This window comes from Pectinatus haikarae, from assembly GCF_015732185.1.
Taxonomy (GTDB): domain Bacteria; phylum Bacillota; class Negativicutes; order Selenomonadales; family Selenomonadaceae; genus Pectinatus; species Pectinatus haikarae.
This window is the reverse complement of the sequence record NZ_WIQM01000008.1, coordinates 32,721-47,225: the sequence shown is the minus strand read 5'-3', so window position 1 is coordinate 47,225 and position 14,505 is coordinate 32,721. Positions and strand designations below refer to the sequence as shown.

At 40.5% G+C, this 14,505-nt stretch carries 17 protein-coding genes; 7 read left to right on the top strand and 10 right to left on the bottom strand.

Annotated elements, in window-relative coordinates; all coding sequences use genetic code 11:
• Window positions 1-2: 2 nt before the first annotated feature.
• The 3 genes from I6758_RS04490 to I6758_RS04480 are packed head-to-tail and all read right to left on the bottom strand — an operon-like array spanning window position 3 to window position 1,722.
• Window positions 3-440 carry a PTS sugar transporter subunit IIA gene (locus tag I6758_RS04490; protein WP_196604013.1) on the bottom strand — a complete coding sequence of 146 codons (438 nt, stop codon included), beginning with the start codon at window positions 438-440 and terminating at the stop codon, window positions 3-5.
• 24 nt (window positions 441-464) lie between these two features.
• Window positions 465-1,022 carry a 6-phospho-3-hexuloisomerase gene (gene hxlB, locus I6758_RS04485; RefSeq protein ID WP_196604012.1) on the bottom strand — a complete coding sequence of 186 codons (558 nt, stop codon included), beginning with the start codon at window positions 1,020-1,022 and terminating at the stop codon, window positions 465-467.
• A gap of 1 nt (window position 1,023) precedes the next feature.
• Complete coding sequence (locus I6758_RS04480) at window positions 1,024-1,722, bottom strand: ribulose-phosphate 3-epimerase (RefSeq protein ID WP_196604011.1); 699 nt, start codon at window positions 1,720-1,722, stop codon at window positions 1,024-1,026.
• Window positions 1,723-1,918: 196 nt separating this feature from the next.
• Between I6758_RS04480 and I6758_RS04475 the strand changes: the two genes are divergently transcribed.
• Window positions 1,919-2,686, top strand: a complete 768-nt coding sequence (locus tag I6758_RS04475) for a DeoR/GlpR family DNA-binding transcription regulator (protein ID WP_196604010.1) — start codon at window positions 1,919-1,921, stop codon at window positions 2,684-2,686.
• Window positions 2,687-2,791: 105 nt separating this feature from the next.
• Here I6758_RS04475 and mscL read toward each other — a convergent pair whose 3' ends face one another.
• The 6 genes from mscL to I6758_RS04445 all read right to left on the bottom strand — a co-directional run bounded on the left by mscL (window position 2,792) and on the right by I6758_RS04445 (window position 9,418).
• Complete coding sequence (gene mscL / locus I6758_RS04470; protein ID WP_196604009.1) at window positions 2,792-3,229, bottom strand: large conductance mechanosensitive channel protein MscL; 438 nt, start codon at window positions 3,227-3,229, stop codon at window positions 2,792-2,794.
• 123 nt (window positions 3,230-3,352) lie between these two features.
• Window positions 3,353-3,814, bottom strand: a complete 462-nt coding sequence (locus I6758_RS04465; RefSeq protein WP_196604008.1) for a MarR family winged helix-turn-helix transcriptional regulator — start codon at window positions 3,812-3,814, stop codon at window positions 3,353-3,355.
• Window positions 3,815-3,954: 140 nt separating this feature from the next.
• Window positions 3,955-5,148 carry an MFS transporter gene (locus I6758_RS04460; protein WP_196604007.1) on the bottom strand — a complete coding sequence of 398 codons (1,194 nt, stop codon included), beginning with the start codon at window positions 5,146-5,148 and terminating at the stop codon, window positions 3,955-3,957.
• A gap of 191 nt (window positions 5,149-5,339) precedes the next feature.
• Window positions 5,340-6,521 (bottom strand): amidohydrolase, encoded by a 1,182-nt coding sequence (locus tag I6758_RS04455; protein ID WP_196604006.1) that lies wholly within the window; start codon window positions 6,519-6,521, stop codon window positions 5,340-5,342.
• On the bottom strand, window positions 6,518-8,746 hold the full coding sequence (locus I6758_RS04450; RefSeq protein WP_196604005.1) for a cell division protein FtsA: 2,229 nt from the start codon (window positions 8,744-8,746) through the stop codon (window positions 6,518-6,520). The genes I6758_RS04455 and I6758_RS04450 overlap by 4 nt, the downstream gene beginning before the upstream one ends.
• 186 nt (window positions 8,747-8,932) lie before the next feature.
• A complete protein-coding gene (locus I6758_RS04445; protein ID WP_196604004.1) occupies window positions 8,933-9,418 on the bottom strand; it encodes a GNAT family N-acetyltransferase in 486 nt (161 codons plus the stop codon).
• A 241-nt stretch (window positions 9,419-9,659) separates the two neighbouring features.
• Here I6758_RS04445 and I6758_RS04440 point away from each other — a divergent pair, with 241 nt between their 5' ends.
• The 6 genes from I6758_RS04440 to I6758_RS04415 all read left to right on the top strand — a co-directional run bounded on the left by I6758_RS04440 (window position 9,660) and on the right by I6758_RS04415 (window position 13,908).
• Complete coding sequence (locus I6758_RS04440; RefSeq protein ID WP_196604003.1) at window positions 9,660-10,952, top strand: DAK2 domain-containing protein; 1,293 nt, start codon at window positions 9,660-9,662, stop codon at window positions 10,950-10,952.
• A gap of 583 nt (window positions 10,953-11,535) precedes the next feature.
• Window positions 11,536-11,688 (top strand): aminoglycoside phosphotransferase, encoded by a 153-nt coding sequence (locus I6758_RS04435; protein ID WP_196604002.1) that lies wholly within the window; start codon window positions 11,536-11,538, stop codon window positions 11,686-11,688.
• Window positions 11,689-11,732: 44 nt separating this feature from the next.
• The gene (locus I6758_RS04430; RefSeq protein WP_196604001.1) at window positions 11,733-12,008 is read left to right on the top strand and encodes a hypothetical protein; all 276 of its coding nucleotides are present in this window, start codon (window positions 11,733-11,735) and stop codon (window positions 12,006-12,008) included.
• 26 nt (window positions 12,009-12,034) lie between these two features.
• The gene (locus tag I6758_RS04425) at window positions 12,035-12,619 is read left to right on the top strand and encodes a hypothetical protein (protein ID WP_196604000.1); all 585 of its coding nucleotides are present in this window, start codon (window positions 12,035-12,037) and stop codon (window positions 12,617-12,619) included.
• 118 nt (window positions 12,620-12,737) lie between these two features.
• A complete protein-coding gene (locus I6758_RS04420) occupies window positions 12,738-13,571 on the top strand; it encodes a menaquinone biosynthetic enzyme MqnA/MqnD family protein (RefSeq protein WP_231038545.1) in 834 nt (277 codons plus the stop codon).
• 46 nt (window positions 13,572-13,617) lie between these two features.
• Window positions 13,618-13,908: a hypothetical protein gene (locus I6758_RS04415; RefSeq protein ID WP_196603998.1), complete on the top strand. Its 291-nt coding sequence runs from the start codon at window positions 13,618-13,620 to the stop codon at window positions 13,906-13,908.
• Window positions 13,909-13,999: 91 nt separating this feature from the next.
• On the opposite strand, the gene I6758_RS04410 is transcribed toward I6758_RS04415, so the two are convergent.
• Window positions 14,000-14,485 carry a hypothetical protein gene (locus I6758_RS04410; RefSeq protein WP_196603997.1) on the bottom strand — a complete coding sequence of 162 codons (486 nt, stop codon included), beginning with the start codon at window positions 14,483-14,485 and terminating at the stop codon, window positions 14,000-14,002.
• Window positions 14,486-14,505: the final 20 nt, after the last annotated feature.

The following is a 14,505-nucleotide window of genomic DNA, read 5'->3' as shown; positions in this document are numbered from 1 at the left end:
AATTAGTCTGACTTTTCAATTAATTGCTGTAAATAATCAACTGAAGCTGCCGATATTATATTTTCTATTTTTTTGTCGTCAATAAATAAGTCGGCTAATTCTGACATAAGTTTCAAATGATTCTTTTCTTCATTTGCAGCCAGAACCACAACTATATTGACGGATTTTCCCTCTGGAAACATTACCGGTTTATTCAGTTTAAGAAGTGATATGCCGGTCTTTATCACACCGTTATCTGGTCGGGCATGAGCCAGAGCCACTTGCGGGACTATTACAATATAAGAACCATTTTTATTGACATTATCGATCATAGCCTGCACATATAATTCACTGATAACTTTCTTATTCACCAATACTTCACTGGCGGCGGCTATACTCTCTTCCCATGAATTCACGCTGTCCAGAAGAGAAAGATTATCCTTGAGATACTCTGCTATCATTTCAAGTCACCTCATATACGATATTTATTCAAGATTAGCATGATAATGCCATAATTTTTTTAACTCTATATGTTTGTCATTCACGATCATTGCCGCGACCGTATCGCACAATAATAACAGACTCTGCTCAAACAGGCTTGACATTGGCTGTTTCGAGGTTATTTCATCGGCAAGGTAAAGTTTTGTCTGCACAGGAATCCGCACCATAAGATCTGTAACAGGTGAAAGGCTGCTTTGCGGATTGGAGCCTATATGGACAATTTTACCGCCTATTTGTTTGGCTTTTTTTGCAATGGCAACAGGAATGAGTGATTCTCCGCTGCCTGAGCCGACTATTAATATATCCCTGTCAGTCATGGCCGGTTCCGTTATATCGCCGACCATATGGGCTTTTATACCCAGATGAACGAGCCTTTTTGCAAAAGCCTCCAGCTCAAGCTTAACACGCCCCACACCGATGAGAAAGATTTTATCGGCATGCAGGATCATGTCGATGAGCTGATTTACATCCTTCTCGTCAACCTTTGCCAGAGCGGTGGAACATTCTTCAATAACCAGTGATCTTGCCGTTTCGTACGTCATATCAATTACCGTCCTTTAAATGTTTATTAATAAGCTCGACTGCCTGCCTGTAGTTTTCGGCATAAGTATTATCCTTGCGGAATATGCTTTTACTCCCGGCAACGAGCACTTCGGCACCGGCGTCGATCAAGGCCGGAATAACGTCCATAGATACGCGCCCGTCAACAATTATTTTTGTGGAAGCGCCGTGTTCCTTGATAAAATTTTTGCAGTCTCTGATTTTATCTGTGGCATAGGTGATCATTTCCTCACTTTTACCGTCGGCATATCCGGGATTTATAAGCATCAGCAAAAGATAGTCGCATTCTTTTATTACATACTTTAGTGTATCTATCGGAGTGGCGGGATTTAAGGCAATACCTGTTTTTATTCCGGCATTCTTTATAATTTGCAGCATTTTTTCAACATGCAAAGTTGTTTCATAATGAAAAGTGATACTGGCAGGATTTATTTTTAGCAATTCATTTATGAAAAACTCATTCATTGTAGACATGATATGGATGTCAAAATCCATGAGTGATTTATGATGCAGCTGCTCTATCGTTGATAAACCGATGGGCATGCTTGGGCTGAAATGAGGATCGATGATGTCAACATGCAGTGACTGCATGCCGGCTTTTTTTAGAAGACTGACTTCGCTTTTTAGATTGCACAAGTCGGCGCATATCAGAGAAGGTGAAATTGTGATGTGATTTTCCAAGATACATTGCCCCTTAAACCAATTTTTAGCAATTTATATATTGCTTTTTATTGCTATAAACAGCATAACATTGTTGTTTTTCCTTGTCAACAACTTTTTTGTTGGTAAAAGTTGGGAAAAAGAATGACCTTATGTGGTTAAAATTACGATTGTCTGTTATAATTAAATAAAATATTATAGGTGGCGGGTGTTATTTATGGGCAGATTAATAACTGCTGAGAGAAGAAATAAGATTGCGGAATTGATCGTTTCAAATGGAAGCATAAAAGTAGGAGAATTAGCCGATAATTTTACTGTTTCTACGGAAACGATACGAAAAGATCTAATATATCTTGATAAGATGGGTGTTATAAAAAAGAGCCGCGGCGGTGCCTTATCCTCTCTTGAGGTAATGGAAAAACCGCTTGAAACAAGAAGTGCAGAAAATTTTGATTTGAAAAATGCCATAGCTAAAAAGGCGCTTTCTTTTATAAAAAATAATGCAGTTCTTTTTATTGACGCAGGAAGCACAGCTCTCTGCTTGGCAAAGATGCTTTATTTGAAAAAGGGCCTGACAATTATTACAAATTCTATCAGTGCAGCTAATGTGCTGGTTAATAGTAAAAATAAAGTTTACATGAGCGGCGGAGAGCTTAATAATACAACAATGGCATTGGAGGGGTTCGGAGCTACTGAATTTCTCAGTAAAATTAAAGTCGATGTTGCTTTTTTGGGGTCCAGCGGGTTTAAGGAGCACTGCGGACCGGTATCGATCGACTTTTCAGATGCTGATGTAAAAAGAATTATGATCAGCAATTCCAAATTGGCCATTGTTTTGGCGGACAGCAATAAATCACGGTCTACTGCACTGGTCGAATATGCGTCATGGAAAGATATTGATTACCTGATAACGAATGAAGATATTGATATCAAGGCTGTGGAAGAGCTTAAAAAATTTACTAAATTGGTTTTTACTGATAGTTAAGCAGGCGACAATAGACAAAATAAAAAAGATAACGCATAAACTGTTAAGTTTACGTGTTATCTTTTTTATTTGGTCTATTAATTCTGGTCAAAAGGAACAGAATACTCAATCAAGCTTAGATGTGCAGTGCGGGCAGCGCAATGCATCATCGGCAATGGTTTCTTTGCAGAAAGGGCAAAGACGCGGTTTTTTTTCCTCCGGCTTGGAGGCAGAGAAACGATTGATCTGCCTGACGACAATGAAAACGGCAAAAGCAACTATCAGAAAGTCTATTAATGTATTTAAAAAAGCACCATAGGCAATGACGGGAATATTGGCATCGCTGGCCTGCTGCAAAGTGTCTGCATGCGTGTCGCTCAGGTTGATAAATAAATTAGAAAAATCAATACCGCCAAGTAATTTCCCCAGAGGAGGCATTATGATGAAATTGACGAGAGAATTGACTATTTTAGTGAAGGCGGAACCAATGATGATACCGACGGCTAAATCAATAACATTACCGCGCATGGCAAAAGCCTTAAATTCCCTAAAAAACTTATTCATAAGATCATCCTTTCCTCAATGCCAGTATAGAATAAAGAGTGTAAAATGCTGTTTGATATATGCTGGCCTTTATCCCAAAGTATAACAAAAAAATCATTCGGATGAAATGGCAAAGATACATTATCATTTATCGCCTTCAGTGATATTTTTGTATATTTTGCGTAATAATCCTGCCAACAGCTGCCGGTCTGCCGAAGATAGTCCCGTTAAAGCCTGATTGCGATGCTTTTCTACAGCTGCAGCCAGCTCGGGATAAACGGAGAGAGCTGTATCTGTCAGCAGAATATTTTTTTCTTTATTATTGTTGAGACGGCAGCGGCGTATGCTGCCTTTTTTTTCAAGCTTGGCAAGAGTCTTAGAAATAGCGGCAGGCTCTATGTCAAGATATGAGGCTATTTCAGACTGTGAAACAGCCTCATGCTCCTTGACTGTTTTCAAAACAGACCACTCAGAATTATATATTCCTAAATTGCTGATAGCGTTGTTCAGGCTTTTGGAAAAAACGCGGGTGGCTTGATAAAGGCAGTGTATCAGCAGGTCATCAGATTGGGGCGTATTTGACGAATGAATGGTTATAATTATCATCTTCTTTGCATAGGATCAGAAAAGGTCATCTCTGTGTTTATTATGGTAAGAATAAGAAACTTATTAAGTATAAAGATTGTTGGCAGCTTTTATTATTTTATAGTAGCAGAGCATAAAAAGGCAAGCGGTTTTTCCTTATATCAGCTTTCATTCTTATCTGCAGCAAATGATTTCGAACGTGGATTGAAAAAATGCTGCAACAGAAAAAAGACAATAAATGCGATCATCGTGTAGATTACATAATTATACATGCTGATATATCCTATGCTTCCTGCTACGCTGCCGAGAAGAATAATGCCAGCGCTGGTACCGATATCGAGCATGTTATAAAAAGTGGCACTGGCAGCACTGCGGCGATCGGAACGCACCAGATTGAGTGTCCATGTCATCAGGGCGGGAAGCAGGAGTCCGCCACCGAGACCATATAAGACAGAAGCACCTAAAAGCATCTGCAGAGATATCGAATTTATGAGAATAAATAGGGAAAGAAGAAAACATACCGCACCGGGCAGCACCACCCAGAAAGCACCCTTCAAATCGAAAAGACGTCCGCCGAACGGACGGGAAATAAAGACAAAAACAGTTCCCAGGATAAAAAACAGACCGGCGTCAGCGATGCCCGCTTCGTTAGCCATCATAATAATAAAGGTGTTGACACTTCCGTAAGCAACACCGAACAGAATGGTAAGTATAGCTGGAACACCTGTCCCATGTTCAAATAATTTATTCTTTATTGAATTATTCAGTGCTTTGGTAGGCAGCTGAGGTATGATTTCCTTTGCATTGGAGGTTTTGGTGCACAGTATGGCAAAACATGTGGCAGCGGCAGAAAAAGCAAACAAGGATATGGAACTGTAGTTGTCAAGCAGCAGCACACCAAGTGCCGGTGCAAGAGCCATAGCTATGGTACTGCCTAAACCAAAATAGCCGATTCCTTCGCCGCGTCTGGAATCGGGAATGACATCGGATACTATGGCAGCAGCAAATGTGGTGCTCAGACCGAAACCGAAACCGTGTATGATGCGCGCCAGAATAAGTATATCTATAGAAGAAAAAAGACGGTAACTGACAGTAGCAATAAAGGACAGGAGTAAACCGATATAAAGGCATTTTTTTTTGCCCAAGGAACGCACACCTGTGTCGGTAAAAAGACGTACAAAGATAGCGGCAAAGCCAAAAATACCGGTAACGATGCCGATCTGGCTGCCGGTGGCACCGAGTGAGGCGGCATAGACAGGCAGTGTGGGCAGAAGACAGTGGAAACCCGTGAAGAGAAAACCGTTTGCTCCTGTTAAGGCAATAAAATTTTTAGTCCAAAGTTTTTCTTTGTTCATAAGACAGCTCCTTTTTATTTTGAAAAAAGTTAACTAGTTAACCATTTTTTATCAATTATAATTAACTAGTTAACTATAATTGATAAATATAACACTTACCCGAGTGCTTGTCAAATTTACACTGCTGAAAAGGCTCGAGGCATCTGAGATTGTATGAGGATGCCTCGGGTGTATAAAAGTTGTATCGGCAGTCAGGGTTCTGTCAGATAATCAGCGGCAAACTGTGCATATAAAGCTGCACCGCGTTTTAAAATATCTTCATCCACAGTGAACTTGTCGCTGTGATTGGTTTGTGTGATATGCTTTTCCTTGTTGCGTGCACCAATAAAAGCGTGCACACCCGGAACTTTTTCCATGAAAAGAGAAAAATCCTCACTGCTCATCGTCTTTGGCATGCTGCCCAGAATTTCAGGACCATAAAGACGTATCGCTGCACGTCTTGCTATTGAAGTAAGTGTATTATGTTCATTGATGACAGGACCAACATGATAGCTGTAATCCAGCTCTGCCGTGCAATTGAAGTTTTGAGCGGTACCTTCTGCTGTTTTTCTGAGCATTTTTTCTACTGCCATGCGGAGCTGTGGAGAATGTGTCCTCACTGTACCGGTCAGCTCTGCTTTGTCAGCGATTATGTTGTAAAATTGGCCTCCCTCAATTTTACCGATAGTTATGACCAGCGGCACTAAGGGATCACTCATGCGGGAAACGATAGATTGTATGGAGACCACAGTATGCGCCGCGGCAACTATGGCATCACAGCCTTTGTGCGGAGCTGCGCCGTGCGCTGCCCTGCCGTGTATTTTTATCCTGAAATTATCACAGCTGGCCATTCGGCTTCCTTCTTCAATACTTATGTACGGTGCATCGAAATCACCCCATACATGCATAGCGAATATGGCATCAATATCATTGCAAAAATTATTTTTTATATAAAAGTCAGCACCATAACTGACCTCTTCTCCTGCCTGAAACAATAACTTTATCCTGCCGGGAAAAGAATCTGTATGGCTGCTGAGAATTTTTGCCGCACCCAGAAGCATGGCTATATGACAGTCATGTCCGCAGGCATGCATAACACCGTCCTGTATGCTTGCAAAAGGCAGGGCTGAGCATTCTGTTATCGGCAGAGCGTCAATATCAGCTCTGAGTGCCACAGTTTTTCTGTTTTTAGCACTGTCTGTTCCTTCTATATAACAGTACAGCCCAGTATGGTTATCATATTCTATGGGCGTAAGTCCCATCTTGAGCAATTCATCCTTTATCTTAGCGGTGGTATTGACTTCGAGCAGAGATAATTCAGGATGACGGTGAAAATAACGGCGCATCTTGATGATATATGCTTCTGCATCTTCCGCGGCTTTCTGGAAGTTCATTTAGCGGTATTTTCCTCCTTTTTTTGTGGACTGTCATCTGAATACATGGGTGTGAGAACAAGCTTAATACTGTCATGTTCATTGACGACGGTGGTAAATTCAGCCGGTGAATTATTTTTCAGTATTTGAAAGGTTACCCTGCTGTCCGGTTTTGGCGGCGTAAAATCTGCGGCAAGCAAAACATCACCGATCATGGCTCGGGATTGGCCGCCTGATGATGTACATACGATATCGTCACCATCGTTTAATAAATATTCTGCGGAAGCGCTGTTTCCGTTCACTGAGATCGCCGATGAAGCCGATGTATGCACAACGCAGGGCTTGTCATCGAAAAGCACTGTTATATCTGCGGCAACAGACATATCCTTAAGCAATTTTTTTAAAGCAATGCGTGCCGGTTCGACAAAATCTATTTCATCATTTTCATGAATTGCATCGGATAAATATGCATCCTGCCCGTTCAGCTTTATCTGAGGCGATGATTCGCAGGTCTTTTGCAGACCGTTGAGCGTATAATTATAAATACTGTTTTTTATATTATACCCGGCACATGCCAAAGCATCAGCCACGGTGAAAGAGTCAGGCACAGTCAGGGCATCCTTGTCTTTAAGTATGGTATTTTTATCGTGACAGGGAAGTCCGTTGATAAGATAGAATTGCTTGACTGTGGTCAGTTCTCCGTTTACATAAAGATTCAAGGCAGCAGTCTGCTCCGTTACATCGCACAGCTTTACTGTCGGAACTGTACCATCAGTGCCGCATTCTATTGTTATATGGCTTTTTTCCGGGGCAATATCACTTAATGAAGCAGTTTTCCCGTTAAGCTTCAGTTTTGCCAGAGTGCCCATCGTACCGCTCAGGATTTTAGCTTTTTCATTTATGCTTATCATTATGCCTAAACCCGGTTTACCATTGTACTTATGCAGATTTACACCAGCGTTCAAAAGAATATCAGCTATAGTGAGCTCCTTAAAATTGAACATATTATATTCTTTTTCATTTATATACATGGATACAAGACTGAGCGTCTGGATAGAGGCTGTTTTTAGTATGCCCAGCGGAGTCACAGCATCGGGAGCTTTGAGCGTATCGGGAATATTTATTATACCATCCACCTTATCAGGCATTCTCACTGCAACGCGCGGGACAGGCATATCCAGCTTCTTTGCGACCTCTTGGGCAAGATGAGGTGTAAGGGAACCGCCGCCTACCAGCATGACAGCCTGTGGCGCGGCCGTGTTCAGCGTAAGGATCTGGTTGGCTATCGCCTGTGCCAGTTCGGTAATATTATTGATGACTGCTGAAACAATTTCTTCTTTTGGCAGAGTATATTCTGAGCCGAGAATGTCACAAAATGTTATTTCCTGAGCGGTATCCTCAGCAAGCTTTCTTTTGACATCTTCAGCTACGTTAAAATCAAGCAGATAATATTTGGAAATTGCTTCGGTTATTTCATCACCGGCCATAGGCACCATACCATAGGCAATAACAGAACCATCCTTCGTTATCGCTACGTCTGATGTACCGGCGCCAATATCGACGAGAGCCAGGTTCAAATGGCGCATGGTCGTCGGAATAAGAACGCTTATGGCGGCAATAGGTTCCAGCGTCAAAGCCTGCATTTCAAGTCCTGCCGTGGCGAGTGCCGATTGCATCGAATCGACTACCTGCCTGGGCAAAAAAGTGGCAATAACACTGGCGGATGCTATCCTGCCGCGCTGACCGATAAGACTCTTTATTTTTGTATCATCAAGCATGTAATATACAGTACTGTAGCCGACACAGTAATAAAGAGACGTATCCTTCACGATATTTGAAGCTGCCAGTTTTTTCTGAGCTGTCTGAACAGCGATAAAATCAAGCTGTTTTTGTTGTTCGGGTGAAATGATGCCGTCAACTTCCATCTGAGCCTCGGCAGTCATAGTATAAAGCGCACGTCCTGCCGCCGCCACAGAAACTTTTCGTAAGGGGCCGGTCCTTTCTTCCAGTCTGTTTTTCACAGCGGAGATTATTTCGGCTACCTGTGGTACGTCATGTATTTGACCATCGAGCATAGAACGTGTTTTATGCTCCTGTCTTTCCGTATCAATTATTCTGGAGTCTTCGGTCTCTGTTTTTTCCGCTACTATGCCGATAACGCTTCTGGTTCCTATATCAAGGGCAAAAATGAGATCATCGTTGGGTGCTGTCTGCTGCACGGGTACGGAGGTTTTTTGTGTTTTCATAATTATCACCACGAAAAGCTGTGGATTGCCACCTCTTTACAAAATATTGAAAAAATATATTTTTCATTAATTATAGCATAATAGCTTCCTAAAATATAATATGAAAAGAGTATAACTAGGACAGGACGGCATTTCTGCCGGGGCAAAATTGTTGGGTACGAAAAAATCAATTGTATCTAAAATGTATTACAATATTTTTTCCATAAAAATAGTTTCTTTAATTGGTGTATCATAATATTTAGGAATTTCACGGAATTTGTATTTATTTTTATAGAGGAAAATGGCTTCCTTTAGAAATGGCAGTGTATCTAAAAGTATTGATTTGTAACCAATTTTTTTGGCTTCTTCCAGTATTTTATCGATAAGTATACTAGCCAGATGATGCCCGCGGTATTGCGGAGATACATAAAGACGTTTTAATTCGCAACGCCTGTTGTCAAAACGATGGCAAGCCGCACAACCGGCGGCTTTGCCGTTGACATATGCAATATAGAGCCGTCCGTCAGGTGGTCCATACTTAGCACGTAAATTATCAAGCTCACTGTCGTAATTTTGTGCTTTTAACGATTTTGCAAAATTTGGATTTTCATTTACCAGCATAGTAGTATATTCAGTAAAAAGTATACTGATATCTTTTTTTTCATCATAGCCTGATTTTAGTTCCAATTCCATCATTAGTGCTCCATTTTCAATTAGTTGTTTTAGTAATTGTACACTAAAAAAATCATATTATCAAAAATTTTTATATGTAATTTTTATTGATTTAGTAAGAGGTTTTTGGATATATTTTTTATTAGAATTATTGATTATCAATTTAATATGATATAGTTCATTTTTGGCTGATATGGTTTATGATTGTAATTTGATGCATAATCTAGTAGAATTAAACCAATATCAAACGGAGGCGATATTTATGAGCGAAAACAAAGAAATCATAACCGGCAGTGATTTTAAACGAATGATTGCCGGCGCTTACAGCGCTTTTTTGTTGGAGTATGAAAATATAAACAGTTTGGACGGAACTTCGCTCGCTGATCAAAACTGCCCCGGAACGAATATGCTCAGAACCATGGGTTCAGCAGCTATGGCAATAAGAGATATCAGCAATGACAGTATCGGTGCAATAGCCTGTTCGGTAAGTAATTGTGCAGTGCTCGGTGCTCGGGGGAATTCAGGAGTTCTTCTGGCACAGATTTTTCGCGGAATTGCCAAGGGGCTGGCCGGAAAATATGATGTTGATTCTTCTGTATTCGGGAAGGCTTTTCAATTTGGGATACTCTATGCGCATCGTACTTCTGTTGAAGAGGCAGAAAGGTCTATAATAATTACAGCTAAGGCTGTTGCAAAAGGTGCCTATAAAGCGGTAAGAGCCAATCGTCCTATTTCGGATATATTGGCTGAGGCAATAAAGGCCGGAGACGAAGCCTTGAAAAAATCGGAAGCGCAAAATAATCCTGTTGATGCGGGAGCAAAGGCGTTGATGGTTCTTTTGCAGGGCTGTCAGTCAGGGCTTGACGGCAATTTTGTATCACCTGTGCTCATTTTCTCTTCAGGAACCAAAAAATCACATACCGTTCCTGAACCGGAAAATGATATAGTCCGTCCGTATTGTGTGCAGTTGACTATTTATAATTGCAAGGCAGCTGTGGCTGATATAAAGAAGATATTGGCAAAATATGGCAACATGGTCGTTATAGAAAGAAAAATGCACGACATGCTGATTCATTTGCATATGGAAAGACCCGGGTTGCTCGTTGAGCAAATAACAGGCTGGGGCAATTCATACGATATACATGTTGATAACATGGCTGATCTGCATAAGCCGCTTATTTTGGGACATCCGCTCAATAAACTGAGTATACTGGCAGTGGCATCTGATGAAAAGGTTGTTTTTGAGCTGCAGGACCGGGGTGCTTTGGTTATAATGACTGACACGGAGAAGCAGGGATTGGCAGTGGGGAACTTTGTCAATACAGTGCACAGTGATATAGCGGAAAAATATATTATTTTATCTAATGATGTTAATATGAATCTTATGCTGTATCAAGCTAAACGTCTTTTGGGCAAACGCATAGAAGTGATTTATAGCAACAATACAGATGAACAGCTGGCTGCGCTGAAAGTGTATGATGAGAAAATGTCTTTGGAAGAAAATGCAAAAAAGATGGAAAATGCGATAAGGCGTTTTCGTAGGTCAGTGATATAAAAAATATGCATAAATATTCTTATCTGGTTTAAAAGTGCATAAAAAAGCAGAAAAAATATTATGAAGTGGTTTTGAGATAGAGATATACTTATCCACAAGATTATATTGTGGTTGAAAAATAATGGGCACTAAATATAGTGCCCATTATTTTTATTTATGGATGATTTATCCCTATGAATAAAGGAATTAGTGGATTTTTAATTCAAAATGGTATAATCAAAAATTTTATCAGGGTGTGGATAAAATCAATTTACTTGTAGATAAAAGAGCGGTTTGTTCTGTGATTTCTTAATACTTATCCACATGGTTGCTCTTTTTGTGGATAAAATTGTGAATAACTATTGAGAAAAGAAATATGGTATTTTTATGCAGAAATGTTTTTATGACTCAAAAGATGGGTTTTACTTTACTGTAAATAAAAAACAAGAAAAAAGCTATTTGTGACATTTGCTTGTGTGTGAAAATGCTATTTGTTATAATTAGAATTAACCGTCGTTGGAATGTAGGTGACTTTATCAAATAAACAGGAGCAAGATACAATACAGCTGGCGATGGCAATATGGATTGGAGTCAATAAGGTATTATGACTGATGAAACAAGAAAAAAACTTCAGGCACGTATTGAAGCCTTAAAGAAACGAATGAATTATGATGCAAATGATTTGGACTATGAGACACATTTGCATATGATGCGCGATTTACAAAGAGTGCTGAACAATGTCAGCCGTAAAAATTGAAAAAGGTGACGAAATTACCGGAATTTTTAAAAAGGAGATAAATTATGTCTGAAAGAATAAGTTTGCAGGAGATTTTGCGCGAAGAAGGCGTTCCGCAGATAAAATTAGACATTCATGCTACGAAGGAAGAGTGTCTGCAATTGAGGGAAAAGCTTATGGCCATCCGTGATTTGAGTCATGGAGCGGAGCAGGGATATCTGGATATAGATTGTAAAGTCTATATTGATGTAGATGATATAGATCGTTATTTGTCGGGAGAGCTGGATACTCTTGCAGAGGTGTATGCTTTTCCAGAGGATATAAAGGCATATAGAGAATGATATTTATAGAAAAGAGGCGACACAACATGAATATGAAAAAAATTTTTGTATTGTTTATAGCTGGTATGATGATCTTTGGAAATATTTCTTTTGCAGCTAAAGGAGGGGCTCGTATGCCATCGGTTAAATCTCCGGCTGTTACAAGATCTGTCCCTGCAGCACCGTCAAAGAATGCAGCAGGAACGGGAAACGAGTATAAACCTTCTAAAGATGCTGCATCTTTAAATAAAAATGCAGCAAATAAGAACACAACGGCTGAGAATGGGGCAAAAGCAAATACATCATCCTCACCGTGGGGAGGAATGCTCAGAAATGTCGGTCTTTTAGCAGGAGGAATGTTCCTGGGGGGCATGCTTGCCAATTTGTTCGGTATGGGCGGTGGCTTTATGAGTGACTTGCTCGGGATAGTGGCTAATGCATTGATCTTTGCAGTGATCCTCATGCTGGCAATGACTATATGGAGAAAGATAACAAGTTCAAAAAAAAATAAAAATGAAGATAATATCAAAGCTGATAGAGAGAAGCAAAGCCAGAAAATAATAGATATACAGCCATCTTCGCATAATTCGTATGAACGTCGGTCCAAAGCCGATGAATACCGCAATAGATGATGGGCTTTTAATTTTTGAGCAGACCCTGATTGAAAGATGGATGTTGTGGGCAAAGGCCGAGGAATCTGCCTGTCTCGCATTATCAATTGCCTGGTGTCTGTTTAGGAGGTAAGGATTGATGCAGCCATGTGTGGGGCATATAAATTTTCTTAATTGTCAGCCGCTCACATATAGTTTGTTAAAATGTGGATATCACAGGGGCATTTCTTTGGTAATGGGGGTGCCGTCGGTTTTGAATAAGGCAATGGAACAGGGACAGCTTCATGTTAGTCCGATGTCTTCTTTTGCCTTTGGACAGATGAGCATCAGTCTGATGATGCTGCCGAATTTGGGGATTGTTGCAGACGGTATTGTGCAAAGTATTATTCTGGTGTCTAAGCGTCCTATTGATGCGCTGGATGGTAAAAAGATTTTGCTGACAGCACAGTCTGCTACGTCACATTGTCTCTTGAAGATAATTATGCGCAAAGCCTATAAATGCATACCACAGTATGAAGTAAGGCCGTTGGATCCGCAATGTATTTTAAACGAAGATGAGACTGCTGATCTATTTATTGGCGATGATGCCCTTTACATCAATCATAACAGGCAGGAAGGGATGTATTATTATGATTTGGGCAATGAATGGAAGAAGATGACAGGGCTGCCTATGGTGTATGCAGTCTGGGCTGCAACACGCGCCTTTGCGGAAGCATTTCCTGAGGCTTTGCGGGAAGTGTACAGTCGCCTGCGCGGTGGTTTTGATCATGGCAATGCGTTTAAGAAAGAAGCGGCCGATATGGTAGTGGGCAAAAAAAAATTTTCCAGACAGCAGCTTATGGATTATTTTGATGTCATAAAGTATGATGTGCATGAAAAACAATTGACTGCGCTGAATACTTTTTATACATTGGCACATGAATATGAATTTTTGGAGACGATACCTGCCGTGACAATTGCTGATATTGGCTGATCCGAGCGCTGAGCAAACGGGGAAATGTTGTTGATGAGGGAAAATTATGGGAGAATATCTTATTTGCGACAAGTGTAAATATAATTCTTGTTCGAAATACGGCTATCCGTGCGCCAGCTGCAAACATACAAATTACTATAAATATTTCACACCGGCAGTCAACGAGTTTATAGGGCAGTGTCCTGTTTGCGGGACACCTTTCGATGAAGGTGATGTGAGTATAAGCCGGGATCTGAAAATAGGGCCGTATAGTGTTTTAAAATGCAGCTGCCATAATTCGGCATGCGGACGTGTGAGTGTATATAAAATAGGAACCTATCTTGCAAAAGATAGATGACAGCAGAATGAGGCAGACAAGGTATGATGCAGCCTGCAATTAGATAAATTATCTGAAAAATAAAGGCGGAGCCGGAGGCTCTTCCTTTATTTTATATCAGGAAACGTGTGTAATTCTTTGGATCCATGGCTATCCAAGCGATACAGCGGGCAAATGGGGAAAGCCAGGTCAGACAGTCTTGATCCATTATGATACCAGGTTCAACGCTGCTTATAAGATATGGAAGCGGCGGCCGGGTGACAGACTTTTTTTCACCAAGCTGATTGTTCATTATTTCGTCAAATGGTTGATAATCTGTGCGACTGTATGCACAGGTCATGAGATGAGCCTTTGCCCATGACGGATTCTTCATTTTTATATAAATTTTGGTTATTCCGCCATGGCTGGAATAATCTGTAGATATAATGTAGCTTTTACCGGCAAAATCAATTTTACTGCCATTTTGCTGTATTGTCTCAGGAAATAATTGAAAAACGCTGTCATATATGGCAGATTCCAGATCGTTTTTTGTATAAACACATGTTTGGCCGTCGTGCAGAGTGATATGCGAAATGGATGAGAAAATGCTGTCCCACATAATTAGACCTCCAAAAAATG

Excerpts from the sequence above, each read along its gene's own strand:
- I6758_RS04490 (WP_196604013.1), bottom strand. The coding sequence starts at position 440 with ATGATAGCAGAGTATCTCAAGGATAATCTTTCTCTTCTGGACAGCGTG.
- hxlB (WP_196604012.1), bottom strand. The coding sequence starts at position 1,022 with ATGACGTACGAAACGGCAAGATCACTGGTTATTGAAGAATGTTCCACC.
- I6758_RS04475 (WP_196604010.1), top strand. The coding sequence starts at position 1,919 with ATGGGCAGATTAATAACTGCTGAGAGAAGAAATAAGATTGCGGAATTG.
- mscL (WP_196604009.1), bottom strand. The coding sequence starts at position 3,229 with ATGAATAAGTTTTTTAGGGAATTTAAGGCTTTTGCCATGCGCGGTAAT.
- I6758_RS04465 (WP_196604008.1), bottom strand. The coding sequence starts at position 3,814 with ATGATAATTATAACCATTCATTCGTCAAATACGCCCCAATCTGATGAC.
- I6758_RS04460 (WP_196604007.1), bottom strand. The coding sequence starts at position 5,148 with ATGAACAAAGAAAAACTTTGGACTAAAAATTTTATTGCCTTAACAGGA.
- I6758_RS04455 (WP_196604006.1), bottom strand. The coding sequence starts at position 6,521 with ATGAACTTCCAGAAAGCCGCGGAAGATGCAGAAGCATATATCATCAAG.
- I6758_RS04450 (WP_196604005.1), bottom strand. The coding sequence starts at position 8,746 with ATGAAAACACAAAAAACCTCCGTACCCGTGCAGCAGACAGCACCCAAC.
- I6758_RS04445 (WP_196604004.1), bottom strand. The coding sequence starts at position 9,418 with ATGGAATTGGAACTAAAATCAGGCTATGATGAAAAAAAAGATATCAGT.
- I6758_RS04440 (WP_196604003.1), top strand. The coding sequence starts at position 9,660 with ATGAGCGAAAACAAAGAAATCATAACCGGCAGTGATTTTAAACGAATG.
- I6758_RS04435 (WP_196604002.1), top strand. The coding sequence starts at position 11,536 with ATGACTGATGAAACAAGAAAAAAACTTCAGGCACGTATTGAAGCCTTA.
- I6758_RS04430 (WP_196604001.1), top strand. The coding sequence starts at position 11,733 with ATGTCTGAAAGAATAAGTTTGCAGGAGATTTTGCGCGAAGAAGGCGTT.
- I6758_RS04425 (WP_196604000.1), top strand. The coding sequence starts at position 12,035 with ATGAATATGAAAAAAATTTTTGTATTGTTTATAGCTGGTATGATGATC.
- I6758_RS04420 (WP_231038545.1), top strand. The coding sequence starts at position 12,738 with ATGCAGCCATGTGTGGGGCATATAAATTTTCTTAATTGTCAGCCGCTC.
- I6758_RS04415 (WP_196603998.1), top strand. The coding sequence starts at position 13,618 with ATGGGAGAATATCTTATTTGCGACAAGTGTAAATATAATTCTTGTTCG.
- I6758_RS04410 (WP_196603997.1), bottom strand. The coding sequence starts at position 14,485 with ATGTGGGACAGCATTTTCTCATCCATTTCGCATATCACTCTGCACGAC.